This window comes from Stenotrophomonas sp. AC248 (assembly GCF_979258185.1).
In genome coordinates, this window is record NZ_OZ409840.1 from 4,555,353 (window position 1) to 4,579,621 (window position 24,269).

A 24,269-nucleotide genomic window follows, 5' to 3' on the forward strand; every position below is an offset into this window, starting at 1 on the left:
CGCCTGCGCACTGCAGGCGGGCCGGCCAACGTCTTCTGCTGCCAGGAATCCGATGTCTGCTACCGCACCGGCGTCCACCGCCACGCCCCCGTTGCCCCCTGCCTCGCCGTCGGCCTCCGGCGGCAAGCGCGGTTCCCCCGTTGCCGGCTTCTTCATCGACCTGGGCATTGCTGTCGTCGCGCTGTTCGGGCTCAGCCTGATCAGTGGACTGGCCTGGGGCCTGTATCGCGGTGCCGTGGTGGGTGCACAGGCAGCACGCGATGGCACTCCCCTCGACACCGGCGCGCTGTCCCAGCAACTGGGCCAGCCCGGCGCCCTGGCGCAGATCCTGATGGCGTTGATCGCCACCGGCGGTGCCGCACTTCTGCTGTATTTCCTGCGACGTCGTGCCGACGCCGCCGAACGGCATGCCTCGATGCAGGCCGCACGCCGTCCCTCGACCTGGGGCTGGACCCTGCTGGTGGCCACCGGCGTGGTGATCGGCAGCAACCTGATCGCCTATCTGGCCAAGCAGGCCGGCATTGAACCGGTTCCCACCAACCTGGCCTTGATGGAACAGGCGCTCAGCCGTTTCCCGTGGTTCCTGGCCGTGTTCGCCATCGTGCTCGCCCCCGCCTACGAAGAACTGCTGTTCCGCCGCGTGCTGTTCGGGCGCTTGTGGAAGGCCGGTCGGATCTGGCTGGGCGTGCTGCTGAGCAGTCTGGCCTTCGCCCTGGTGCATGAAATTCCCGGCACCAGCGCCAACGGCCCGCTGGAGATCGCGCAGCTTTGGCTGGTGTACGGCGGCATGGGCGCGGCCTTCGCATGGCTGTACCAGCGCACCGGCACCCTGTGGGCGCCGATCGTGGCGCACGGCCTGAACAACGCCATCGCCCTGGCCGCACTGGTGTTTTTGGGCCTTCACTGATCCACCGCTTCGCTTGACGAAAATTTACGGCGCGCAGTTCCACACTGGGCACATGAACACGGGGGAGCTTCGATGAAACCAGTGCTGTTCGGGGTCGCGTTGGCGCTGCTGGTCAGCGCATGTGCCACCACCACCTCACCCACCGGCCGCCGGCAGATGGTGGGCGGTGTGTCGCAGGCCGAACTGGACCAGTTGGGCGCGCAGGCATTCAACGAGACCAAGCAGAATGAAAAGGTCAGCACCGACGGTCGGCAGAATGGCTACGTGCAGTGCGTGGTCAATGCACTGGTCGCGCAGCTGCCGCCACAGTACCGGGGCGTACGGTGGGAAACCGCGGTCTTCGTTGACGCCGAACCCAACGCCTTTGCCCTGCCCGGCGGCAAGGTGGGGGTCAATACCGGCATCCTCACCGTGGCCAAGAACCAGGACCAGCTGGCGGCTGTGATCGGCCACGAGATCGGCCATGTCATCTCGCGGCACCACGAGGAGCGCCTGACGCGCCAGATGGGCGCGCAGACCGGCCTGGCCGTGCTTGGCGCGCTGGCCGGGGCTGCCTACGGCGATGGCGCCGCCGGCACGGTCAACCAGCTGGGCGGCATGACCGCGCAAACGGCCTTCCTGCTGCCAGGGTCACGGACCCAGGAAAGCGAGGCCGACGTGGTGGGCCAGCGGCTGATGGCCGAGGCCGGCTTTGATCCGGGCCAGGCGGTCAACCTGTGGCAGAACATGATGGCCGCCAGCGGCGGGCGATCCCCGCAATGGCTGTCCACCCACCCCGATCCGGCCAACCGCATCCGCGAACTGCAGCGTGACGCGCCGGCCCTGAGTGGGGTATACCAGCAGGCCCAGGCCGCAGGACGCAGGCCGAAGTGCGGCTGATACGACCAAAAGATGCTGTATTGCAGCATCGGAAACGATTTCTCACGCCATGAGTTTCTGATACGTTTGGCGGCTCAGATTTTTCTGACAGTCCGTTTTGATGCCGCTGCGGCGGTTCGATCGAGGTGAAAGATGATTTTCAGCAATTCAAAGCACGCCGTCCTTTCCGTCCTCATCGCGACCGCCATCGGTGGCGTCATGGTCACCGATGCGTTTGCCCAGTCGCGTTCGGCTGAACGCAACAATGAGCGCCGCGGTGGCAAGAACAAGGCCACCAAGGCCGAGCCGCTGTATCCGCAGGCGACCCGCCAGGAGCCGGATGGCAAGTCCTCGGCCAAGCTTGGCAGCAAGCTGCAGAAGCTGATTGACACCTACAACGACCAGAAGTTCCCCGAGACCCGCACGCTGGCCGATGAAATCCTGGCCAACAGCGCCGCCAACGACTATGACAAGTCGCTGGCCGCGCAGCTGGCCTCGCAGGCGGCCTACCAGACCGAAGACAACGTCGCGGCCAAGAAGTACCTGCAGCAGGTGCTGCAGTTCAACGGCCTGGACAACAACGGCCACTACCAGTCGCTGCTGATGCTGGCCCAGCTCCAGCTGCAGGACGACGAAACCGCCGCCGGTCTGGCCACGCTGGACAAGTACTTCGCCGAAACCAAGTCGACCAAGCCCGAAGAGCTGGTGATCAAGGGCCAGGCCCTGTACCAGACCCAGCGCTACGCCGAGGCCATCCCGGTGCTGCAGCAGGCCATCGCCGGCGCCGCCGAGCCCAAGGACAACTGGAACCAGCTGCTGATGGCCGCCATGGCCGAAGCCGGCCAGACCGGTGAAGCGGTCAAGCAGGCCGAAGGCATCGTCGCGCGCAACCCGAACGACAAGAAAGCCCAGCTGAACCTGGCCAGCATGTACATGCAGGCCGATCAGATGGACAAGGCCGCCGCGGTGATGGACAAGCTGCGTGCAGCCGGCCAGCTCACCGAAGAGCGCGAGTACAAGCAGCTGTACTCGATCTACGCCAATACCGAGAACAAGGAAAAGGACGTCATCGCGGTCATCAACGAGGGGTTGCAGAAGGGCATCCTGAAGCCGGATTACCAGGTTTACCTGGCCCTGGCCCAGTCCTACTACTATTCCGACGAGGTGCCGAAGGCGATCGAAGCGTGGCAGAAGGCCGCTCCGCTCTCCAAGGACGGTGAAACCTACTTGAATCTGGCACGCGTTTTGCATGCCGAAGGTCGCATCCCCGAAGCCAAGCAGGCTGCCCAGCAGGCCTTGGCCAAGGGTGTGAAGAATCAGGCGGATGCCAAGAAAATCATCAACCTGAAGTAAGTAGGAATAACGCCTGAACGCCTGCCACAGTGATGCGCAGGCGCTCAGGATTGGTATAAGCTTGGAGGTTCCTGCGGTGTCATGCACCGCTGATCATGGGCTACCTGTCCCCGGGTATCCCGGCCCCACTAATGAGCTCTTGGCGCATGACGGAACAACTAGTCGTTCACAGGTACGAACAACGCGATGACACCGGCTTAAGCTGGCCGCGAATCGTGGGTATCGCTTTTGTAATCGCACTGCATCTCGCCGCCTTCATGATGCTTCTGATCCCGGCTGTGGCTCCCAAGGCCGCTGCGGAGAAAGAACGCAACATCATGGTGACCCTGGTCGACGCTCCGCCGCCGCCCCCACCGCCGCCGCCGCCGCCGCCGCCGACGGACACCCCGCCGCCGCCGGTCAAGAACCTGTCGCCGCCCAAGCCCTCGCCGGTGCCGCCACCGCCGCAGGCCCCCGTGGTCGACGTGCCGGAACCGCGCGCCAACGACATCGTCACCCCGCCGAGCCCGCCGTCGCCGCCCGCGCCGCCGAGCACGATCGAGGCAAGTGTCGATATCTCCTCGAAGAACATGAACCCCCCGCGTTACCCGCCGGCCGCATTCCGTGCAGGTATCCAGGGTGAAGTCATCCTGATCATTGATGTCGACGCCAATGGCAACGTCACCAATGTGTCGGTCGAACGGTCCAGCCGTAACCGTGACCTCGACCGCGCCGCAATGGACGCAGCTCGCAAGTGGAGCTTCCGTTCTGCGGAGTCGGGCGGGAAGAAGGTCGCAGGTCGCGTTCGCGTCCCGGTCAACTTTGCGCTGAACTGATGGTCGCCGGTGGCCCGCCGGCCACCGCTCCGTCGGTCGTTTACAGCTACACCATTCATCACCACACACAACAAAGGTAAGCGTCATGCTGCAGGAACTCTTCATCGCCGCTGCTGCCGGGGGCAACCCGTCGAATGCCCTCTCGCAGATGGGCTTCGAGCATCTGATCCACGAAATGACCACCAAGCCGGGTGATTTCGCCGTCTCCTGGGTCGTGCTGCTGACCCTGATCATCATGTCGGCCATGTCCTGGTACTGGACCGTCATCAACATCTTCCGTGCTACCCGCCTGAAGAGCGCTGCCGACAAGGTCGTGAGCCTGTTCTGGGATACCCCGAACGCCCAGGACGCCATCCGTGCGATGGAAGAGCAGCCGGCTTCCGAGCCCTTCTCGAAGATCGCTCTGGACGCTGCCCAGGCAGCTGCCCACCACCAGCGTGCCGAAGGCGGCGCAACCGGTGGCCTGGGTGAGAACCTGAGCCGTTCGGAGTTCGTCGATCGCGCCCTGCGTCAGGCCGTGACCCGCGAAAGCAACAACCTGCAGTCGGGCATGACCCTGCTGGCCACCGTCGGTGCAACCGCTCCGTTCGTCGGTCTGCTGGGTACCGTGTGGGGCATCTACGGCGCGCTGATCAAGATCGGTGCCACCGGTTCCGCCTCGATCGACGCCGTTGCAGGCCCGGTGGGTGAAGCACTGATCATGACCGCCATCGGTCTGTTCGTGGCTATCCCGGCCGTGTTCGCCTTCAACTTCTTCAGCAAGATCAACAGCGCCACGATCAGCAAGTTCGATACGTTCGCTCACGACCTGCACGACTTCTTCGCCACCGGTTCGCGCGTTCGCTAATTGCGACGCGCTTTACCTGGCGAGAACGTAGTCAACACGATCTAGACGGAGCCCGTTATGGCTTTCAGTAGTGGTAACAGCGGCGGCCCCATGGCCGACATCAACGTTACGCCCCTCGTGGACGTGATGCTGGTGCTGCTGATCATCTTCATCATCACGGCGCCCCTGATGTCCCACAAGGTCAAGGTGGATCTGCCGGAGGCCAACCTGGTGCAGAACCCGGAAGACGCTGAGAAGCGTTCGGGCCCAATCACCCTGGCAGTCAAGGAAGACGGCTCGATCTACTGGAACGACGAGGAAATCAACAAGCAGACGCTCGAGTCGCGCTTGTCGACCGCCGCCCAGCAGACCCCGCAGCCCCCGCTCAATCTGCGTGGTGACCGCACCACCAAGATGCGTGTCATCAACGAGATGACCAAGATTGCGCAGGAGCAGGGCATGCTCGACGTTGGCTTCGTTGCCACCAAAGAGAAGGGGCAGTAAGCCATGGCGTTCAGTACTGGTGGTAACAAAGGCCCCATGGCCGACATCAACGTCACGCCCCTCGTGGACGTGATGCTGGTGCTGCTGATCATCTTCATCGTCACCGCGCCGATCATGACGTACCCGATCGCCGTGGACCTGCCGCAGCGCGTGCTCAACCCACCGCCGCAGCTGGTCGAGCCGCCGCCGCCGATCGAACTCAAGATCGACGCCAGCAACCAGGTCTCGTGGAACAACAGCCCGGTGGCAACCGGCGAGCTGCAGCAGCGTATGGAACAGGAGGTCCAGAAGGACCCGACGAACCAGCCGGAACTGCGCATCGACGCCAGCCCGGACTCTGAGTACGACGTGATGGCCAAGGTCTTGGCCGCCGCGAAGAACGCTCAGATGAAGAAGATCGGCTTCGTACAGCAGTAAATCGCACGACGCAGTCATGACGCGACTGGAAAACGCCCCTGGAGACAGGGGCGTTTTTTTTTGGTTCTTCGCCCATCTGCGGGGCACGCAAAAACGGGCCTTGAGGCTCTTCGGCGCGGCCGTCGGTGGGTCGGGCGCTGGGCCCCCATGCCCTTTCCGGCGAATGTCCCCCGGCGTCGGCCTGCGGCCGCCCCCTCCTCCTTTATTTCGCCTCCAAGGGCATGGAGGCCCAGCACCCGACCCACCGACCAGCGCCAGAAAAGCTGGCTTCCCCCTGCTTGCCGCAAGCCGAGCCCCGTAGCGGCCGGTAGGCCTCTGGGCAAAATAAAGGAGGAGGCCGCCACGCGGCCGGGGGACATTTGCACCAGGGGCCTACCGGCCGTTACGGGGCCCTCACGCTCGCGACCGGCCTGATCGGGGACGCCAGCCGATCCGAACGGCGCCTGCACACCCGGCCACCCGCGCACCGTCGTGCTCACTCTGCGACGGCCCTTGCAAAAAGACGCTCCCCTCCGTTGGGAGAAGAACCTTTTTTATGGGTCGGTGCCGACCGCGGCGCCGGGTACGCGCGCAACGCACGCGGCCCGCTATCATCCGCCCATGCTCGCCACCTACCCTGCCCTTGCGGCCTGGCTCGACGCCATCCCGCACCTCCGTCCCCTGCTGGTGGCGGCCTACATCCTCTACCTGCTGTGGCTGACCGGCTGGATCATGCTGCAGAAACGCGAGCCGGTTGCCACGTTGAGCTGGATCCTGTCGCTGGCCGCCCTGCCCTACCTGGGGTTGTTCATCTATTACCTGCTGGGCCCGCAGAAGGTGAAGCGGCAGCGCCTGCGCCGCGGTCGTGCGCGCTCGGGCATGGAGCACTACAGCAGCGTGTGCCCGCCGGATGCGGACTGCACCGAACTGGCCAAGATCGCCCAAGCCACCACCGGCCTGGCGCCCACCTCGGCCACCGAGGTCGAATGGCTGGTGGATGGCGGGGCCACCTACACCGCGCTGCTGGCGGCCATCGCGCAGGCCCGCGACCACGTCCACGTGGAGTACTACATCTTCAACCCCGACCATGCCGGCACCGCGCTGCGCGATGCGCTGGTCGAGCGCGCCCGCGACGGTGTGCGGGTACGCCTCCTGCTGGATGCGGTGGGGTCCTCGGCCATCCGCACGCGCTTCCTGCAGCCGCTGCTGGACGCCGGTGGGGAAGTGGCGTGGTTCCACCCGCGACAGCTGCTCAAGCCGTTCAAGCGCCCCTGGTTGAACATGCGCACCCACCGCAAGCTGGTGGTGATCGATGGGCGCACCGCCTTTACCGGCGGAATCAACATCACCGACGAGGAAGACGAACGCCGCCGCCCCGATGCCTACCGCGACCTGCACATGCGCCTGGTCGGCCACGTGGTGCGCAGTCTGCAGCTGGTCTTCATCGAAGACTGGATCTACGCCACCGCCCAGCCGCCCGAGCGCTTCGCCATCGCCCAGCTGTGGCCCAACGACATGCCCAGCCGCGCCGACGGGAGTATCGATGCGCAGGTGCTGGTGTCCGGCCCCGACTCGGCCTGGGAGACCATCCACCGCCTGCAGGTTGCCGCCATCCACGAAGCGCGCGAACGGGTCTGGCTGGTGACGCCCTACTTCGTGCCCGGCGAGGCCGCGCGGATGGCGCTGACCTCGGCCGCACTCGGTGGCCTGGACGTGCGCCTGCTGGTGCCGAAGATGAGCGATTCCTGGTTCGTCACCCAGGCAGCGCGCTCCTACTTCGACGAACTGCTGCAGGCCGGGGTGAAGATCTACGAATACGGCCCGCGCATGCTGCACACCAAGGCGTTCATTGCCGACCACGACGTCTGCATCGTGGGCAGCGCCAACTTCGACCACCGCAGCTTCCGGCTCAACTTCGAGCTGTCGATGATGCTGGTGGACGAAGACCGGGTGGCCGCGTTGGAGCGCATCCTGGCCGCCGAGTTCGATGCCTCGGTGCGCGTGCACAACGACCGCCGCCGCTCCCTCTGGCGGCACCGGGTACCGGAAGCATTCGCCCGGCTGGCCTCGCCGCTGTTGTGACCGCGCACGTGGAACCGCACCGGCCGGCGGCGCTACACTGGCGCGGTCAACGGGGAGAATGACGATGCATTGGCTGTTCCTGCTACTGGCGCTGGGCTGCTTTGCCCTGGCGCTGAAGGTGCCCCAGATGTCGCTGATGCTGCTCGCGCTGCTCGGTACGCTGGTGTTCCTGCTGATGTGGGTACGCGGGCTGTACGTGGCGCGCTTCGGCACCCTGCAGCGCGACATTTCCAGCGTGATCGACCCCACCGAACTGCGCCGGCTGCGCGAACAGGCCCAGGCCCGTCGCCAGCCCGAAGAAGACTCCGACACACCGTAGTGCCATGACCCAGCTCAGCGTCAACGTCAACAAGATCGCCGTCCTGCGCAACTCGCGCGGCGGCACCGACCCCGACGTGCTGCAGGCCGCCCGTGCCTGCCTGGACGCCGGCGCGCATGGCATCACCGTGCACCCGCGCCCGGACCGCCGCCACATCCATGCCGAGGACGTGCTGGCACTGTCGGCGCTGACCACGACACGTGGCGTGGAATTCAACATTGAGGGCAACCCCTTCGCGCCGCCGCGCGAGGGCTACCCGGGGCTACTGCCGCTGTGCGCGCAGACCCGCCCGGCGCAGGCCACCCTGGTGCCCGATGGCGACGGGCAGCTCACCTCCGACCACGGCTTCGACTTCGGCCGCGATGCGGAGCGGCTGCGGCCGCTGATCGCCGACCTGAAGGCGTATGGCTGCCGGGTCAGCCTGTTCGTGGATGCCGGCAACCCGGACCTGGCCCAGGCCGCCGTGATCGGTGCCGACCGCATCGAGCTCTACACCGGCCCCTACGCCGAAGCACACGCGGCAGGCGATGCCGGGGCCATGCTGGCCCTGTTCGCCGACGCCGCTCGCCGCGCGCAGGCCGCCGGATTGGGCGTGAATGCCGGGCACGACCTGTCGCAGGACAACCTGCGCGCCTTCCTCGCGGCGGTGCCGGACGTCCTGGAAGTCTCGATCGGACACGCGCTGATCAGCGAGGCCCTGTACGCCGGACTGGACGCCACGGTGAAGGGCTACTTGGCGCAATTGGCCCCCTGACAGCCCCGCGATGGCCGGTTCCAGGTCAGCGGCGATGTCCGATTCTGGCCTGTGGACAAGTATGGGGACCAATTCCGCCGATTTCGGTCAGAACCCAATGGTGGCAAGCCTTTCCCGGTTGACACAGGTCTGTGGTTAGCAATACTACTAACCCCGATCGATGGGTTACCGCGCATGCTTCCCCACCCTGCCGTCGCAGCCACTGCGACACCCCGGCGATAGCCTCGGCCGATGGGTATCGCGATCAAAGGCCGAGGCTCCACCACGCACCTGGCGGGCCGCTTCGAGGTCACCGCCAGCGAAGCCGTGCACGATGGCTGGGACGCCGAGGAGAGCGAGGAGTTTCTCGCGCCGCGCCTGCGCACCGAAGTGCGGGCCGAGACCGCGCGCAGCATCATCAGCCGCAACAAGTCGCCGGACGTGGGGTTCAGCCAATCGGTGAACCCGTACCGCGGCTGCGAACACGGCTGCTCGTACTGCTTCGCCCGGCCGTCGCATGCCTACCTCAACCTGTCGCCCGGGTTGGACTTCGAAACCAAACTGTTCGCCAAGACCAACGCACCGCAGCTGCTGCGCAAGGAGTTCTCGCGCCCCGGCTACGTGCCGCAGCCGATCGCCCTGGGCATCAACACCGACGCCTACCAGCCGATCGAGCGCAAGCTGAAACTCACCCGCCAGCTGATCGAAGTGATGCTGGAAACGCGGCACCCGTTCTCGCTGATCACCAAGAACGCACTGGTCGAACGCGACATCGATCTGTTGGCGCCGCTGGCCGAACAGAACCTGGTGAGCGTGCACTTCTCGGTGACCTCGCTGGACCCGCACCTGTCGGCGAAGCTGGAACCGCGCGCCTCTGCGCCGCACGCGCGCCTGCGGGCAATGCGCCGCCTGCACGACGCGGGTATCCCGGTCGGGGTGATGGTGGCCCCGGTGATCCCGTGGATCAACGACGCCGAACTGGAAGCGGTACTGGAAGCCGCGCGCGATGCCGGCGCCTCCACTGCCGGCTACGTGCTGCTGCGCCTGCCGCTGGAAGTGGCCCCGTTGTTCCGCGACTGGCTGGATACCCATCACCCCGATCGCGCCGCGCACGTGATGAGCACCATCAACCAGCTGCGCGGCGGCAAGGACTACAACAGCGAGTTCGGCAGCCGCATGCGCGGCGAAGGCGTGTACGCCGATCTGCTGTCGAGCCGGTTCAAACTCGCACGCAGGCGCTTGGGGTTCGACGCGCAGAACAGTCACTGGCCGAAGCTGGACTGCGACAAGTTCGTGCGACCGCTGCCGCCGCGGGTGGATTCGCCGCAGGGGTCGTTGTTCTAGATCGTCACCGGACGACGGAATGCGTGGGAACCTGCGCTGTACGCCATGCTGGATCAAGCGCGTGCACAGGGCACCATCAAGGACAGCTGACCATCTGCTCTGCCAGCTTGATGGTGATGCGCTGCGGACGCGTCGCCGTGATGGCGATGGGCCTGCGGTAGGGGTGTCGGGAGCCGGCCAGCGGCCGGCACTACCGGGGCTTGCGTGTGTCGTCGTCAGTTTCCTGCGAACAGCTTCTGCGCGGTCTGGAACAAAATCCAGCTGGTGGCGATGAACTTGTCCCCACCCTGCGGGCGGTTGCCGCGATGCGTGTGGGTGAACGCCGTCGGGGCGATCAGCAAGCTCCCCGTGCGCGGGGCGATCTTGCGGTGCTGGAACAGGAACTCGGTTTCGCCCTGCTCGAAATCGTCGTTGAGGTAGAGCGTCCACAGCAGGTGGCGGTGCAGTGTTTCGCCGGCGGGATCGCGCGGGTAAAGCTCGCAATGCCAATAGGGATAGCCACCCTCGCCCGCTGCATACCATTGCAGATTGATGGCACCGGGACGCAGGCACGTACGGGCCAGATCCGACAGCGTGGCATCGTCCATGCCGGGGAAATCGTCGGCCGCCAGACGGCGCGGTTTACCTTCGCTGTCTTGGATCTGCAACATCAGCGGCGAGATCAGCGCCTGTGGATAACGCCGTAGATAACTCAAAACACCGCGAAACACCGCTTGCTGCAACAGCATGTCCACATCGCGCCACGCCGCGTCGCCGCTGATGCGCAGATCCTTGCTGTGCTTGAGTTCCGGGAACACGCCGCTGCCCACTTCGCCGGGTCGCAACTGCGCACTGGTTCGCATCCTGGCCTGGATGGCGGCACACACATCGGCGGGGATGGCGTTGTGGATTACTTCAATGAAGTCGTGCTGCGTGTCGGCCGTCATGGGGTCATCCGTGGGCATCTGGCCCCGATGGTGACCGCTGCGCTGGCCGATGTCACGCCGTTGCCACGTTGGGTTTCTTCATGGCACACACGGGGCCGGCAACGGGCCGGCCCGTGCGTTGTCATCAGCCCTGCGCGCTGTCGTGCTCGCGGTGATAGCGGGTGGCTTCGGCCACTTCATTGCGCGAGCCGAGGAACACCGGCACGCGCTGGTGCAGCTGGTCGGGCTGGATGTCCAGGATGCGCTCGCGGCCGGTGGTGGCCGCGCCGCCGGCCTGTTCCACCAGCAGGCCCATCGGGTTGGCTTCGTACATCAGGCGCAGCTTGCCGGCCTTGGACGGGTCCTTCTTGTCCCACGGGTAGATGAAGATGCCGCCGCGGGTAAGGATGCGGTGCACGTCGGCCACCATGCTGGCGATCCAGCGCATGTTGAAGTTCTTGCCGCGCGCGCCTTCCTTGCCGGCCAGCAGGTCCTGCACGTAACCCTGCATGGGGGCTTCCCAATGGCGCTGGTTGGACATGTTGATGGCAAATTCCTGGGTGTCGGCGGGAATCTGCATGTCCGGCGTGGTCAGCACGAACTCGCCCTTCTCGCGGTCCAGGGTGAAGGCGTGGGTGCCGTGGCCCACGGTGAGCACCATCTGCGTGCTGGGACCGTAGATGCAGTAACCGGCGGCGACCTGTGCGGTACCCGGCTGCAGGAAGCTGGCGTCGTTGGGCTGTTCGGTGCCGGGCGGGCAGCGCAGCACCGAGAAGATGGTGCCGACCGAGACGTTGACGTCGATGTTGGAGCTGCCATCGAGGGGATCGAACAGCAGCAGGAAGTCACCGCGCGGGTAGGTGTCCGGCACGGGCTGGCAGTGGTCCATTTCCTCCGAGGCGCAGGCGGCAAGGTGGCCGCCCCAGGCATTGGCCTCGAGCAGGATCTCGTTGCTGATGACGTCCAGCTTCTTCTGCGCTTCGCCCTGCACGTTGCCGGTACCGGCCTCGCCCAGCACGCCACCGAGCGCGCCCTTGCTGACCGCGATGGAGATGCTGGTGCAGGCGCGGGCGACGACGGCGATCAGCTGGCGCAGGTCGGCGTTGATGCGGCCGGCATGCTGCTCTTCGATCAGGTACCGGGTAAGCGACGTACGGGACATGGAATGGCTGCCAAAGACATTTGGGGGCCGTATTGTCGCCCGTTGCCGCGGGCATTACGAGGCAGGCGCAGGACAGGCCGCCAGGTCAGGAAGGCAGGGCCGCGTACGCGGCAAGGATCTGGATACAGGAACGGCCGCACTGGGCGGCCGTTCCTGTGGGTGCTGCAGCGCGCGCCGATCAGCCCTTGGCGACGGTCGCCACGGCCTTGGCCACGTACGCCAGGTTGCCCTGGTTCAGCGCGGCCACGCAGATGCGGCCGGTGCCGACGGCGTAGATGCCGAACTCGTCGCGCAGGCGGTCCACCTGCGGGCGGGTCAGGCCGGAGTACGAGAACATGCCGGCCTGGTCGTTGATGAAGGCGAACTGCGGGGCGCCGGCGGCGACCAGGTTCTCCACCAGGCCGTGGCGCAGGGCGTGGATGCGCTCGCGCATCTCGGTCAGTTCCGCTTCCCACACCTGGCGCAGCTCAACGCTGTTCAGCACGCCGGCCACCAACGCAGCGCCGTGGTTGGACGGGCTGGAATAGATGGTGCGGATGATGCGCTTGACCTGCGACTGCACGGCCTTGGCCGAGGCCGCGTCGGGCGCCACCACCGACAGCGCGCCAATGCGTTCGCCATACAGCGAGAACGACTTGGAGTACGAGTTGGCGACCACGAAGCTGTCGATGCCGGCCTCGGCGATGATGCGCACCGCGGCGCCGTCTTCGCTGATGCCCTTGTCGAAGCCCTGGTAGGCCATGTCGATGAACGGGAACAGCTGGCGGTCCTTCAACAGCTCGGCCACCTGCTTCCACTGCGCGACGGTGAGGTCGGCGCCGGTCGGGTTGTGGCAGCAGGCGTGCAGCAGCACCACGGTGCCCGGCTGCAGCTTGCCCAGGTCGGCCAGCATGGCGTCGAAATCCACGCCGTGGGTGGTCGGGTCGAAGTAGCTGTACTCCACCACCTCGAAACCGGCGGCGCCGAACACGGCGCGGTGGTTTTCCCAGCTGGGGTTGCTGATGGCGATGGTGGCGTGCGGCAGCAGGCGGTGCAGCAGGTCTGCGCCCACGCGCAGCGCACCACTGCCACCGATGGTCTGCGAGGTGGCCACGCGACCGGCGGCCAGCAGCGGCGAGTCTTTGCCGAACACCAGCTCGCGGGTGGCCTGGTTGTAGGCCGGAAGGCCGTCGATCGGCAGGTAGCCGCGCGGCTTGGCTTCATCGGCCAGCTGCTGTTCGATCTGCTTGACGGCGCGGAGCAGCGGAATGCGGCCGCTTTCGTCGTAGTAGATGCCCACGCCCAGGTTGACCTTGGTCGAGCGGCTGTCGGCGTTGTAAGCCTCGGTCAGGCCCAGGATCGGGTCGCCTGGGACCAGTTCCACATTTGCAAAGAAGGACACGGCGGTACTCATTCGGATGACGGAAGGGGGGAGGTTGGCGCGACGCAGGTTGCGGCAGAATCAGCCAAAACCAAGCCATCCTAACAAAGCCGCGCCGTGGGCGCGGCGGCTGCCGTCACGTGATCTTCCGTACCATGGCGTGCGGCGTGCCCTGCCGCTGAGGACCCCTGCCCGTATGCTGCGTTTTTCCGCGTTTGTCGTCCCCTCCGCGCTGCTTTCGGCGGCGCTGTTGCCGAACCCGGCACAGGCCGCGCCTGCCCCGGCCGATGCCCCGCCGATCGAGCGCCTGCCCACGGTTCAGGTGCAGGCCGCACGGGTGCAGCAGGTGGACGATGCGGACCTGCCGGCGTCGATCAGCACGGTCTGGCTGGATGACGACGCCAATGGAACCCTGGCCCAGGTGTCCGAAGCGCTGGGCGGCATCCCCGGCGTGGTGGCGCGCGACCGCCAGAACTATGCGCAGGACACCCAGCTGTCGATCCGTGGCTTCGGCGCACGGTCCACCTTCGGGGTGCGCGGGGTGCGCGTGCTGGTGGACGGCGTGCCGGCCACCATGCCCGACGGCCAGGGCCAGCTGTCGCATGCCAGCCTGCTCTCGGCGCAGCGGGTGGACGTGCTGCGCGGCCCGTTCTCGGCGTTGTACGGCAACTCCTCCGGCGGCGTGGTGCAGGTCTTCAGCGCCGACGGCGCGCCCGGCGACCCATGGCGGCTGCGGCTGGACACCGGCAGCGACAATACCCTCAGCGCCGGTGCGCAGCTGCGCGGCCAGCAGGGACCGATCCGCTACAACGTGGCCGCCAACCACTTCCGCACCGATGGCTGGCGCGACCACAGCGCGGCCCGCCGCGAGTCGGTCAATGCGCGGCTGGGCACCGACGTGGGCGGCGGCCAGCTGGACCTGGTGCTGAACTACTTCGATTCGCCCGATGCGCAGGACCCTCTCGGCCTGAGCCGGGCCCAGGTCAGCGCCGACCCGCGCCAGGCCACCGCCGTGGCCAGCCAGTACAACACCCGCAAATCGGTCCGCCAGGCCCAGGCCGGGCTGGTCTTCACCCGCACCGACGGCGCCCACACCTGGCGGGCGATGGGCTATGCCGGGCAACGCAGCGTGGAACAGTACCTGGCCATTCCCCCCGGGCCGCAGGCCAACCCGCTGCATGCCGGCGGGGTGATCGACCTGGACGGCGACTACGGCGGCGTGGACGCGCGCTGGAGCTGGCACGGCGACTGGGCCGGACGACCGCTGGATCTGGTGATCGGCGCCAATGCCGACCGTCAGCTGCAGGATCGCCGCGGTTACGAGAACTTCGTGGGCGATCAGCTGGGCATCAAGGGCCGCTTGCGCCGCGACCAGGCCGACCGGGTGGAGAACATCGACCAGTTCGCCCAGGCGTGGTGGCAATGGGCCCCGCGCTGGTCGCTGCTGCTGGGCCTGCGCCACAGCACGGTGCGGTTCCGCTCCAACGACCACTACATCACCGCCAGCAACCCCGATGACAGCGGCGCGCGCCGCTACGCGGCCACCACGCCGGTGGCCGGGGTGGTGTTCCGCGCCAGCGATGCCTGGCGGCTGTACGCCTCGGCCGGGCGAGGCTTTGAGACGCCCACCTTCAACGAGCTGGGCTACCGCGCCGACGGCCAGGCGGGCTTGGCGCTGGACCTGTCGGCCGCGCGCAGCCGCAACCTGGAAGTGGGCAGCAAATGGCACGCGCAGAGCGGGGCGCGGCTGGAGGCGGCCGTGTTCCGGGCCGACACCGATGACGAACTGGCGGTGGCCAGCAACAGCGGCGGGCGTTCCACCTACCGCAACATCGGCCGTACCCGGCGGCAGGGCGCCGAAGCCAGCTACGTGCAGCCACTGGGCGCGCAGACCGAACTGGCCGTGGCCTACACCTGGATCGAAGCGACGGTGCGCGATGCGTACCCGCTGTGCGGTACCGCCGGCTGCAACACGGTGCAGGCCGGCGCGCGCCTGCCCGGCGTGCCCCGGCAGCAGTGGAACGCGCGGATGCAGTACACGCCCGGGCCGTGGCAGTGGGCCGCCGAGCTGGTGGCCTCCAGCGACACGGTGGTGAACGACCTGGCCACCGAGAAGGCGGCCGGGTACGCGTTGCTGAATCTGGAAGCGGCGCGCCGCTGGCAGACCGCGCAGGGCACGCTGCGGGCGTTTGCGCGCATCGACAACCTGCTGGACCAGCGCTATATCGGCTCGGTGATCGTCAACGACGGCAACCAGCGGTACTTCGAGCCCGGCCCGGACCGCCGGGTGGGCGTGGGCCTGCAGTGGCAGTGGGCGCCGTGATCACCGGGCCGCTGGCGGTATAGCGCGGCCCACCCAACGGGCTGCCGCTAGCGCGGGATCTTGGCCGGCACGAACGGCGAGGTCGGGTCGCTGGCGGGGAAGGTTTCGTCCAGGGCTTCATCCTGGTTGTCGCTGGCGTGCTCCTTGCGGGCCTGGCGTTGTTCCTGGTTTTCCCGCCCGCCCGGGTGCGGCACCCCGGTGGGGTCCTTGCGGTCGCGATAGCCGTGGCTGGGACCGGACACCACCGGCAGGTGGTCCGCTTCGGCCGGGGGGACATGCCGGCGCCGCGGTCTTCGGCGTCCTGGTTGTCATGTTTGGCGTGTTGTTCGCCAGGCACCGGGGTGCTGGCTTCGCGCAGGGGATCGCGTGGCATGGGAATCACTCCGGAACGGGGGAACTCCACTACAGCGCTTGGCGGGTGAAGTCCCTGCGAATCGCCTGCCCTGAACACATCTGTCACGGCTGGCTAACGGCGGCGGGACTATTTCTGCCTGCCCTGTACCGCCGGAGTCGTGCCATGCCCCGCCTGGACCGTCGCGCCGCCCCCGCGCTGTTCAACGCCTACCTGCAGCCGACCCGGAACACGCGCCGCGTGCGCCGTGAGCGCACCGAGGAAGCCCAGGCGGTGGCGCAGGACTACCTGCAGTACATGCGCAACGACTACGAGCGACGCCGTGGGCACGGCCACCGCAGCTGGCGCGATCTGTACCCGGCGTACGCGTTCGCCCTGACCACGCACTATGCGGCCTGGCCACGCGGCAACGATGACGACACCGACGGCGAGCTGGCCGAGCACTGGGAACAGATGCGTGGGCAGTCGCGGTTGGGCTGGGGGCAGGCACGCGGCATCGTCGAGGACGCCTGGCTGGCGCTGGACCACATGCCGCCAGCGGCGGTGCACGGCCTGCTGCAGTAAGCCGTAAAGGGCCCCTGCACGGTGCGGACACGGGCGTTTCACGCCTGCCGCGGTACAGCTGCCCTCCCCCTGTAGCGTTGGAGTGGCCCTGCCATGGCCCGACCGATCTGGACCGGTACCCTCTCGTTCGGCCTGCTCAATGTCCCGGTCTCGCTGATGTCCGGCGAGCGCAAGGTCGACCTGCAGTTCCGCATGCTCGATTCACGCGACCGCAAGCCGATCCGCTTCGAACGGGTCAACGCCGATACCGGCGAAGAAGTGCCGTGGAAGGACATCGTCAAGGCCTACGAGTACGACAAGGGCAGCTACGTGGTGCTGGAGGAAGACGACATCCGCTCGGCGGCGCCGGAGAGCCATGAGGCGGTGGAGGTGGAGACCTTCGTGGATGCCAGCACCATCGACCCGCGCTACTACGAGAAACCCTACCTGCTGGTGCCGGCCAAGAAGGCCGAGAAGGGCTACGTGCTGCTGCGCGAAACCCTGCGCAGGACCGACAAGGTGGGCATCGCCCGGGTGGTGGTGCGCACCCGCGAGTACCTGTGCGCGGTGATGCCGCATGGCGACGCGCTGGTGCTGATGATCCTGCGTTACCCACAGGAACTGGTCGACCCGGAAGACTACAAGCTGCCCACCGGCTCACTGGCCGACTACCGGATCACCAGCAAGGAAACGGCCATGGCCGAGCAGCTGATCGCGTCGATGTCCGGCGAGTGGAAACCCGATGACTACCACGACGAATTCCGCGAACGGCTGCAGGTGCTGCTGAAGAAACGGATCAAGGCCAAGGGCGGCACCACCAAGGTGGAGGAAGAACCCGCGCCGCGCGAGGACGACGCCACCAACGTGGTCGACTTCATGTCGCTGCTGCAGAAGAGCCTGGATGCCAAGAAGCGCACGCCGGCCAGGAAGACCGCCGTGACCGCTGCGCCGAAGAAGGCCGCCGCCAAGAAGGCCAAGGCACCGGCGAAGACACCGGCCAAGGCGGCCAAGGCCGCGAAGAAATCCACCAAACGCGCCACCCCCACGCGCAAGGCCGGGTAAGCGCCGATGTCACTGCAGGAATACCGCCGCAAGCGTCGTTTCGACGGCACCCCCGAGCCGGACGCCGACCGCCGCGGTGCGCCGGCGCGGCGCCCGATCTTCGTGGTGCAGTTGCACCATGCCAGTTCGCGCCACTACGATTTCCGGCTGGAAGCCGATGGCGTGCTGAAGAGCTGGGCGGTACCCAAAGGGCCGTCGCTGCGCGCGGGCGAGAAGCGCCTGGCGGTGGAGGTGGAGGACCACCCGCTGTCCTACGCAGGGTTCGAAGGCGATATTCCCAGCGGCCACTATGGCGCCGGGCATGTGGAGGTGTACGACCACGGTACCTGGGCCTGCGACGGCGACCCGCTGGAGGCGATCGCTGCCGGCAAGCTCGACTTCGTGCTGCACGGTGAGCGCCTCAACGGGGGCTGGAAGCTGGTGCGCACGGCGATGAAGGGCAAGCAGCACCAATGGCTGCTGATCAAGCGCGACGACGCGCAGGCACGGGACGCAGAGGCCGATGACATGCTGGACACACCGCCGCCACGCGGCGCCGCCCGCAAGCGCGCAGCGGGGACCAAAGCTGCGCCGCGCGCTGCCGCAAAAACAGCCAAGCGCCCGGCCACGCCCGCGCCTGCACGCAAGGCCGACGCGCGCTGGCGCAAACGCGCGTTGGCGCTGGAGGGCGCGCGCGACGCCCCCTATCCACCCGGCTTCAAGCCGCAGCTGACCGACCACCGCGCCACCGCACCGGACGGCGACAGCTGGCTGCACGAGATCAAATGGGACGGCTACCGCCTGTTGGCCGAGGTCAACGACGGGGTGGTCGCGCTGCGCTCGCGCGGCGGCCTGAACTGGACCGACGATTTTCCCGAAGTGGTGCAGGCCATTGCCGCGTTGCCGGTGCGCGACCTGCGCCTGGACGGCGAGCTGGTGGTGCTGGATGCGCAGGGCCGCAGCGACTTCACCGCCCTGCAGAAGGTCATCGACGGCACCGCCAGGCAGCCGCTGCGCTACGTGGTGTTCGACATGCCCGGCATTGCCGGGGTGGATATCAGCCGCTGCGGGCTGCTGCAGCGCAAGGCGCTGCTCAAGGACCTGATCGGTCCGGGTCCGGGCACGCTGGCCTACAGCGACCACGTGCTTGACCATGGACCGGCCGTGTTTGCCGCCAGTGGCGAGGCCGGGTTCGAAGGCATCATCAGCAAGCGCGTGGACGCGCCCTACGTCAACGCGCGCTCGCCGGCGTGGATCAAGATCAAGCACGAGACCACCGACGAATTCCTGATCGTGGGCTACACCGATCCCAAGGGCGCGCGCAGTGGCTTCGGCTCGCTGCTGATGGCCACGCCCGAAACAGGTGGCCTGCGTTACGTGGGCCGGGTGGGTACGGGGTTCGACGATGCGTTGCTGCGCACGCTGACCGCGCGGCTGAAGCCGCTGGCGGTGAAACAGGATGTGCTGGCACTGCCGGCACACGTGCCGTTCAACGCGCGCAGCGTGCATTGGGTGAAGCCGGTGCTGGTGGCCGAAGTGGCCTTCCGCGGCTGGGCCAAGGAAGGGCTGCTGCGCCAGGCCAGCTTCAAGCGGCTGCGCGAGGACAAGCATCCCGGTGACTTGGGGGCGGCCGGCCAAGGGCTGGCGAAGGGCAAGGCTATGAAGAAAGCAACGACGCGCGGCAAGGCCAGCGCGCCGACCGCAGGTGGGGCCGCGGAAGACGTCAGCATCAGCCATCCCGAGCGCGTGGTGTTCGCCAAGGCGAAGATCACCAAGGGCGAGGTGGCCGACTACTACCGGCAGATGGCGCGCTGGGTGCTGCCCGAAGTGGCGCGGCGGCCGCTGTCGGTCCTGCGCTGCCCGGACGGGGTGGACAAGCCCTGCTTCTTCCAGAAACACCACGGCACCGGGCTCGGCGAGGCGGTGCGCGCGATCCCGCTGGAACAGAAAAGCGGGCGCGAAGACTACCTGTACATCGAGGACGTGGCCGGGCTGCTGCAGCTGGTGCAGATGAACACGCTGGAGCTGCATCCCTGGGGCGCCACCGTGGCCGATCCGGAGCATCCGGACCGGCTGGTATTCGACCTGGATCCCGGTGACGGAGTGAGCTGGGCGCAGGTGAAGTCGGCCGCGCGCGATGTGCGCGATCGGCTGTTGGATACCGGCCTGCAGAGCTTCGTGCGGCTGTCCGGTGGCAAGGGCGTGCACGTGGTGGTGCCCTTGCAGCCCAAGGCCGACTGGGCCCAGGCCAAGGACTTCTGCGACGCGTTCGCGCAGGCCATGGCCGAACATGCGCCGGACCGCTACGTGGCCACCATGAGCAAGGCCAAGCGCAATAGGGTGATCTTCATCGACTGGCTGCGCAATGCACGCGGCGCCACCAGTGTCAGCTCGTGGTCGCTGCGCGCGCGGCCCGGTGCCGGCGTGGCAGTGCCGCTGCGTTGGGAAGAGCTGGGCCGCATCACCGCCGCCGATGCGTTCCCCATGGCCAAGGCGCTGCAGCGTGCGCAGCGCTTGAAGCAGGATCCATGGGAGGGAATCGAGGCGGTGAAGCAGGTGCTGCCGGGGGCGTGACGCCGTAGGGAGTGCGCGGGTGGTGCGTTTGCCCCGGCAGTCGATCGGGATGCGACCCTACCGCGTAGTTCGCCTCACTGCGGGCGATAGCGCGCGCCCAGCCAGATGCCGGCGGCCTGCAGCGGCAGCGAGAGCAGCAGCACCAGCACGAACCAGAACGGGAAGTCGTTGCCCAGGTCCCAGGCGGCATAGGCCGACGCAGCGGCGATCACCGCCCACACCACCCCACCGTGGACGTAGGGCAGCGCCGGCGCGTAGCGCGCGGCGAACGCAGTGGCCGCCAGGCCGCCGAGGATGGTCCAGCCCAGGTCCCAGGCCAGGCGCGCCTGCCCGCCGTCGCCCAGGCCGATCCACGGCGCGATCCAGCCGGCCGCGCCGCTGACCATGCCCAGCACGAACAGCGCCACCACCACGCACAGCACGGACAGTACGACGGTCTTGGCAAGCGACAACGTGGACATGGCGATCCAGGGCAACGGGACGGTGCCCATTATGGACGCGTGCGTGGGTTCAGACCTTGCCGGCGTCTTTCAGCTGCGCGAACTCGTCATCGCTGAACAGCCGCGAGCGCACCAGGAAGCGCACGCCCTCGCCGTTCTCCAGCGAGAACATGCCGCCGCGTCCGGGCACTACGTCGATGATCAGCTGGGTGTGCTTCCAGTACGCGAACTGCGACGGGCTGATGTAGAACGGGGCGCCGCCGATCTCGCCGAGCTGCACGTCGCGGTCGCCCACGATGAAGTCACCCTGGGCAAAGCACATCGGCGAGGAGCCGTCGCAGCAGCCGCCGGACTGGTGGAACAGCAGCGGGCCGTGGCGGGCGTGCAGCGTTTCGATCAGCTGCAGTGCCGCCAGGGTGGCGGTGACCTGGGGTGGTTGGGCGCGCATCGTTGGGTTTTCCTGGGAGCCGGCCAGCGGCCGGCAGTACCGGGTTCTGGGCATTGCGGGGAGCCGGCCAGCGGCCGGCACTACCGGGTGGTGGTGCGGCCTGCCTTCGTTGGGAGAGGAGGAACGAAGACAGGCCGCGGCACGAGCGGTTACGCGTTGAGATCCAGCACCACGCGGCCTTCGATCTTGCCGGCGTGCATGCGCGCGAAGATGTCGTTGATGTTCTCCAGGCGGTCGCTGGTGACCGTGGCCGCCACCTTGCCCTGCTCGGCGAACTCCAGCGATTCCTGCAGGTCCAGGCGGGTACCGACGATCGAGCCACGCACGGTGATGCCGTTGAGCACCATGCCGAAGATGTCCAGCGGGAAGTTGCCCGGCGGCAGGCCGTTCAACGACACCGTGCCACCGCGGCGGACCATGCCCAGTGCCTGTTCGAAAGCCTTCGGCGATACCGCCGTGACCAATGCACCGTGCGCGCCGCCGATTTCCTTCTTCAGGAACGCGGCCGGGTCGGTGGTGCGCGCGTTGACGGTGATCGTCGCGCCGAGGCGCTCGGCGAGCTTCAGCTTGTCGTCGTCGATATCCACCGCAGCCACGTTCAAGCCCATGGCCCGGGCGTACTGCACCGCCATGTGGCCCAGCCCGCCGATGCCGGAGATCACCACCCACTGGCCCGGACGGGTGTCGGTGACTTTCAGGCCCTTGTACACCGTCACGCCCGCGCACAGGATCGGTGCGACCTCGATGAAGCCCACGCCCTTGGGCAGCAGGCCCACATAGTTGGCATTGGCCAGCGCGTATTCGGCGAAGCCGCCGTTGACCGAGTAGCCGGTGTTCTGCTGCGCTTCGCACAGCGTTTCCCAGCCGCCCATGCAGTGCTCGCAATGGCCGCAGGCCGAGTACAGCCACGGGATGCCGACGCGGTCGCCTTCGCGGATATGGCTGACACCCGCACCCACCGCCACCACGTGGCCCACGCCTTCGTGACCGGGAATGAACGGCGGATTGGGTTTGACCGGCCAGTCGCCCTCCACCGCGTGCAGGTCGGTGTGGCAGACACCACACGCCTCGATCTTCACCAGGATGTCGCCGGGGCCGGGCCGCGGTACCTCGACTTCCTCGATGCGCAACGGCTTGCCGAATTCGCGGACGACAGCGGCCTTCATGGTCTTGTTCATGCATGGATCTCCGTGGATTGCCAATGACAGCACTGTGGCGCCGGCCTCCGGCCGACGCCTTGATCGTGATCAAGCAGGGCGCGGGCTCAGAAGAAGCCCAGTTTCTTCGGCGAGTAGCTCACCAGCAGGTTCTTGGTCTGCTGGTAGTGGTCGAGCATCATCTTGTGGTTCTCGCGGCCGATGCCGGACTGCTTGTAGCCGCCGAACGCGGCGTGTGCCGGGTAGGCGTGGTAGCAGTTGGTCCACACGCGACCGGCCTGGATGCCGCGGCCCATGCGGTACAGGCGCGAGGCGTCGCGGCTCCACACGCCCGCACCCAACCCGTACAGCGTGTCGTTGGCGATCTCCAGCGCTTCTTCCTCGGTCTTGAAGGTGGTCACCGATACCACCGGCCCGAAGATTTCTTCCTGGAACACGCGCATCTTGTTGTGGCCCTTGAACACGGTGGGCTTCACGTAGAAGCCACCGGCGAGGTCGCCGTCGAGGGTGGCCTGCTCGCCGCCGATCAGCACCTCCGCGCCTTCCTGCCTGCCGATATCGAAGTAGGACAGGATCTTCTCCAACTGCTCCGACGACGCCTGCGCGCCGACCATCGTGTTGGGGTCCAGCGGGTTGCCCTGCTTGATCGCGGCCACGCGCTTGAGCGCGCGTTCCATGAATTTTTCGTAGATCGATTCCTGGATCAGCGCGCGCGACGGGCAGGTGCACACCTCGCCCTGGTTGAAGGCGAACAGCACGAAGCCTTCGATGGCCTTGTCCAGGAAATCATCGTCCTCGGCCATGACATCGGCGAAGAAGATGTTGGGCGACTTGCCCCCCAATTCCAGCGTCACCGGAATCAGGTTCTGGCTGGCGTACTGCATGATCAGGCGGCCGGTGGTGGTTTCACCGGTGAAGGCGATCTTGGCGATGCGCGGGTTGGACGCCAGCGGCTTGCCCGCCTCCACGCCGAAGCCATTGACCACGTTCAGCACGCCGGCCGGCAGCAGGTCGCCGATCACCTCCATCAGCACCAGGATCGAGGCGGGGGTCTGTTCGGCCGGCTTGAGCACCACGCAGTTGCCGGCCGCCAGCGCCGGGGCCAGCTTCCAGGCGGCCATCAGCATCGGGAAGTTCCACGGGATGATCTGCCCGACCACGCCGAGTGGCTCATGGAAGTGGTAGGCAATGGTGTCCTTGTCGATCTCCGACAGGCTGCCTTCCTGCGCGCGTACCGCCCCGGCGAAGTAGCGGAAGTGGTCGGCCATCAGCGGGATGTCGGCGTTGAGCGTTTCGCGGATCGGCTTGCCGTTGTCCCAGGTCTCGGCATGCGCGAGCAGGTCCAGGTTCTCCTCGATCCGGTCGGCGATCCTGTTGAGGATGTTGGCGCGTTCGGTGGTGGAGGTCTCGGCCCAGGCGCGTTTGGCGGCATGCGCGGCGTCCAGCGCCGCTTCGATGTCCTCAGCGTTGGAGCGGGCCACCTCGGTGAAGACCTTGCCGGTGACCGGCGTGGTGTTCTCGAAGTACTGGCCGCTGCGGGGTGCCACCCACTGCCCGCCGATGAAGTTGCCGTAGCGCGGCTTGAAGATGGACTGCGGGTCGGTGGCGTGCGGCTTGGCGGACGTGACGGCGTTCATCGGGGTGCATCTCCGGCAGGTAGGGAAAGGCCCGTAAGGGTCCTTCCCTGCCGCAAGGACGATGCCAACTCCGGCCTGCTGCGCTGCGGCACGCCTTCCGGCCGCGGCCGGCCACGGGACATGCTTGTGATCTGCGGCGGTGCAGCAGCGAAGGTCATTGCGCAGTAACGCTGCCTGTGCTGTTTATCGG

23 protein-coding genes are annotated in these 24,269 nt (G+C 67.1%); 15 read left to right on the forward strand and 8 right to left on the reverse strand.

What is annotated here, in order from left to right:
• Positions 1–52: 52 nt before the first annotated feature.
• The 11 genes from ACZ0AE_RS20340 to ACZ0AE_RS20390 all read left to right on the forward strand — a co-directional run bounded on the left by ACZ0AE_RS20340 (position 53) and on the right by ACZ0AE_RS20390 (position 10,137).
• Positions 53–907: a CPBP family intramembrane glutamic endopeptidase gene (locus tag ACZ0AE_RS20340; RefSeq protein WP_447729321.1), complete on the forward strand. Its 855-nt coding sequence runs from the start codon at positions 53–55 to the stop codon at positions 905–907.
• A 72-nt stretch (positions 908–979) separates the two neighbouring features.
• Positions 980–1,786, forward strand: coding sequence for a M48 family metallopeptidase (locus ACZ0AE_RS20345; RefSeq protein WP_463602013.1), 807 nt, complete (start codon positions 980–982; stop codon positions 1,784–1,786).
• A gap of 132 nt (positions 1,787–1,918) precedes the next feature.
• The gene (locus ACZ0AE_RS20350) at positions 1,919–3,118 is read left to right on the forward strand and encodes a tetratricopeptide repeat protein (protein WP_038691531.1); all 1,200 of its coding nucleotides are present in this window, start codon (positions 1,919–1,921) and stop codon (positions 3,116–3,118) included.
• A 146-nt stretch (positions 3,119–3,264) separates the two neighbouring features.
• Positions 3,265–3,933 (forward strand): energy transducer TonB, encoded by a 669-nt coding sequence (locus ACZ0AE_RS20355; RefSeq protein WP_038691530.1) that lies wholly within the window; start codon positions 3,265–3,267, stop codon positions 3,931–3,933.
• Positions 3,934–4,018: 85 nt separating this feature from the next.
• Complete coding sequence (gene exbB / locus ACZ0AE_RS20360; protein WP_038691528.1) at positions 4,019–4,780, forward strand: TonB-system energizer ExbB; 762 nt, start codon at positions 4,019–4,021, stop codon at positions 4,778–4,780.
• Between the two features lie 57 nt (positions 4,781–4,837).
• Positions 4,838–5,263, forward strand: coding sequence for an ExbD/TolR family protein (locus ACZ0AE_RS20365; RefSeq protein ID WP_038691526.1), 426 nt, complete (start codon positions 4,838–4,840; stop codon positions 5,261–5,263).
• Between the two features lie 3 nt (positions 5,264–5,266).
• Complete coding sequence (locus ACZ0AE_RS20370) at positions 5,267–5,680, forward strand: ExbD/TolR family protein (RefSeq protein ID WP_038691524.1); 414 nt, start codon at positions 5,267–5,269, stop codon at positions 5,678–5,680.
• A gap of 600 nt (positions 5,681–6,280) precedes the next feature.
• Entirely contained in the window at positions 6,281–7,741 is a 1,461-nt protein-coding gene (cls, locus tag ACZ0AE_RS20375; protein ID WP_447591075.1) for a cardiolipin synthase, read from the forward strand.
• A 64-nt stretch (positions 7,742–7,805) separates the two neighbouring features.
• Entirely contained in the window at positions 7,806–8,060 is a 255-nt protein-coding gene (locus tag ACZ0AE_RS20380; protein ID WP_038692733.1) for a hypothetical protein, read from the forward strand.
• A gap of 4 nt (positions 8,061–8,064) precedes the next feature.
• Positions 8,065–8,814 (forward strand): pyridoxine 5'-phosphate synthase, encoded by a 750-nt coding sequence (locus ACZ0AE_RS20385; protein ID WP_463602014.1) that lies wholly within the window; start codon positions 8,065–8,067, stop codon positions 8,812–8,814.
• Between the two features lie 231 nt (positions 8,815–9,045).
• The gene (locus tag ACZ0AE_RS20390) at positions 9,046–10,137 is read left to right on the forward strand and encodes a PA0069 family radical SAM protein (RefSeq protein ID WP_463602015.1); all 1,092 of its coding nucleotides are present in this window, start codon (positions 9,046–9,048) and stop codon (positions 10,135–10,137) included.
• Between the two features lie 215 nt (positions 10,138–10,352).
• On the opposite strand, the gene ACZ0AE_RS20395 is transcribed toward ACZ0AE_RS20390, so the two are convergent.
• The 3 genes from ACZ0AE_RS20395 to ACZ0AE_RS20405 form a co-directional block, all read right to left on the reverse strand.
• Positions 10,353–11,063 (reverse strand): 2OG-Fe(II) oxygenase, encoded by a 711-nt coding sequence (locus ACZ0AE_RS20395; RefSeq protein WP_463602016.1) that lies wholly within the window; start codon positions 11,061–11,063, stop codon positions 10,353–10,355.
• A 124-nt stretch (positions 11,064–11,187) separates the two neighbouring features.
• The gene (locus tag ACZ0AE_RS20400) at positions 11,188–12,204 is read right to left on the reverse strand and encodes a class 1 fructose-bisphosphatase (RefSeq protein WP_038691499.1); all 1,017 of its coding nucleotides are present in this window, start codon (positions 12,202–12,204) and stop codon (positions 11,188–11,190) included.
• Between the two features lie 178 nt (positions 12,205–12,382).
• A complete protein-coding gene (locus tag ACZ0AE_RS20405; protein ID WP_128095310.1) occupies positions 12,383–13,585 on the reverse strand; it encodes an amino acid aminotransferase in 1,203 nt (400 codons plus the stop codon).
• A 175-nt stretch (positions 13,586–13,760) separates the two neighbouring features.
• Between ACZ0AE_RS20405 and ACZ0AE_RS20410 the strand changes: the two genes are divergently transcribed.
• A complete protein-coding gene (locus ACZ0AE_RS20410) occupies positions 13,761–15,887 on the forward strand; it encodes a TonB-dependent receptor family protein (RefSeq protein WP_463602017.1) in 2,127 nt (708 codons plus the stop codon).
• Between the two features lie 47 nt (positions 15,888–15,934).
• Here the strand turns inward: ACZ0AE_RS20410 and ACZ0AE_RS20415 are convergent, their stop codons facing one another.
• Positions 15,935–16,129 carry a hypothetical protein gene (locus ACZ0AE_RS20415; protein ID WP_463602018.1) on the reverse strand — a complete coding sequence of 65 codons (195 nt, stop codon included), beginning with the start codon at positions 16,127–16,129 and terminating at the stop codon, positions 15,935–15,937.
• Positions 16,130–16,404: 275 nt separating this feature from the next.
• Between ACZ0AE_RS20415 and ACZ0AE_RS20420 the strand changes: the two genes are divergently transcribed.
• The 3 genes from ACZ0AE_RS20420 to ligD all read left to right on the forward strand — a co-directional run bounded on the left by ACZ0AE_RS20420 (position 16,405) and on the right by ligD (position 20,397).
• Positions 16,405–16,803: a hypothetical protein gene (locus ACZ0AE_RS20420; RefSeq protein ID WP_038691493.1), complete on the forward strand. Its 399-nt coding sequence runs from the start codon at positions 16,405–16,407 to the stop codon at positions 16,801–16,803.
• A 93-nt stretch (positions 16,804–16,896) separates the two neighbouring features.
• Positions 16,897–17,844 (forward strand): non-homologous end joining protein Ku, encoded by a 948-nt coding sequence (ku, locus tag ACZ0AE_RS20425; RefSeq protein WP_463602019.1) that lies wholly within the window; start codon positions 16,897–16,899, stop codon positions 17,842–17,844.
• A gap of 6 nt (positions 17,845–17,850) precedes the next feature.
• Entirely contained in the window at positions 17,851–20,397 is a 2,547-nt protein-coding gene (ligD, locus tag ACZ0AE_RS20430; RefSeq protein ID WP_463602020.1) for a DNA ligase D, read from the forward strand.
• Between the two features lie 74 nt (positions 20,398–20,471).
• On the opposite strand, the gene ACZ0AE_RS20435 is transcribed toward ligD, so the two are convergent.
• From ACZ0AE_RS20435 to adh, 4 genes are all read right to left on the reverse strand, one after another.
• Complete coding sequence (locus ACZ0AE_RS20435; RefSeq protein ID WP_448132628.1) at positions 20,472–20,858, reverse strand: hypothetical protein; 387 nt, start codon at positions 20,856–20,858, stop codon at positions 20,472–20,474.
• A gap of 49 nt (positions 20,859–20,907) precedes the next feature.
• A complete protein-coding gene (locus tag ACZ0AE_RS20440) occupies positions 20,908–21,285 on the reverse strand; it encodes a DUF779 domain-containing protein (protein WP_038691486.1) in 378 nt (125 codons plus the stop codon).
• Between the two features lie 149 nt (positions 21,286–21,434).
• Positions 21,435–22,463 (reverse strand): alcohol dehydrogenase AdhP, encoded by a 1,029-nt coding sequence (gene adhP / locus ACZ0AE_RS20445; protein WP_038691484.1) that lies wholly within the window; start codon positions 22,461–22,463, stop codon positions 21,435–21,437.
• 86 nt (positions 22,464–22,549) lie between these two features.
• On the reverse strand, positions 22,550–24,079 hold the full coding sequence (adh, locus tag ACZ0AE_RS20450; protein WP_038691482.1) for an aldehyde dehydrogenase: 1,530 nt from the start codon (positions 24,077–24,079) through the stop codon (positions 22,550–22,552).
• Between the last annotated feature and the right edge of the window lie 190 nt (positions 24,080–24,269).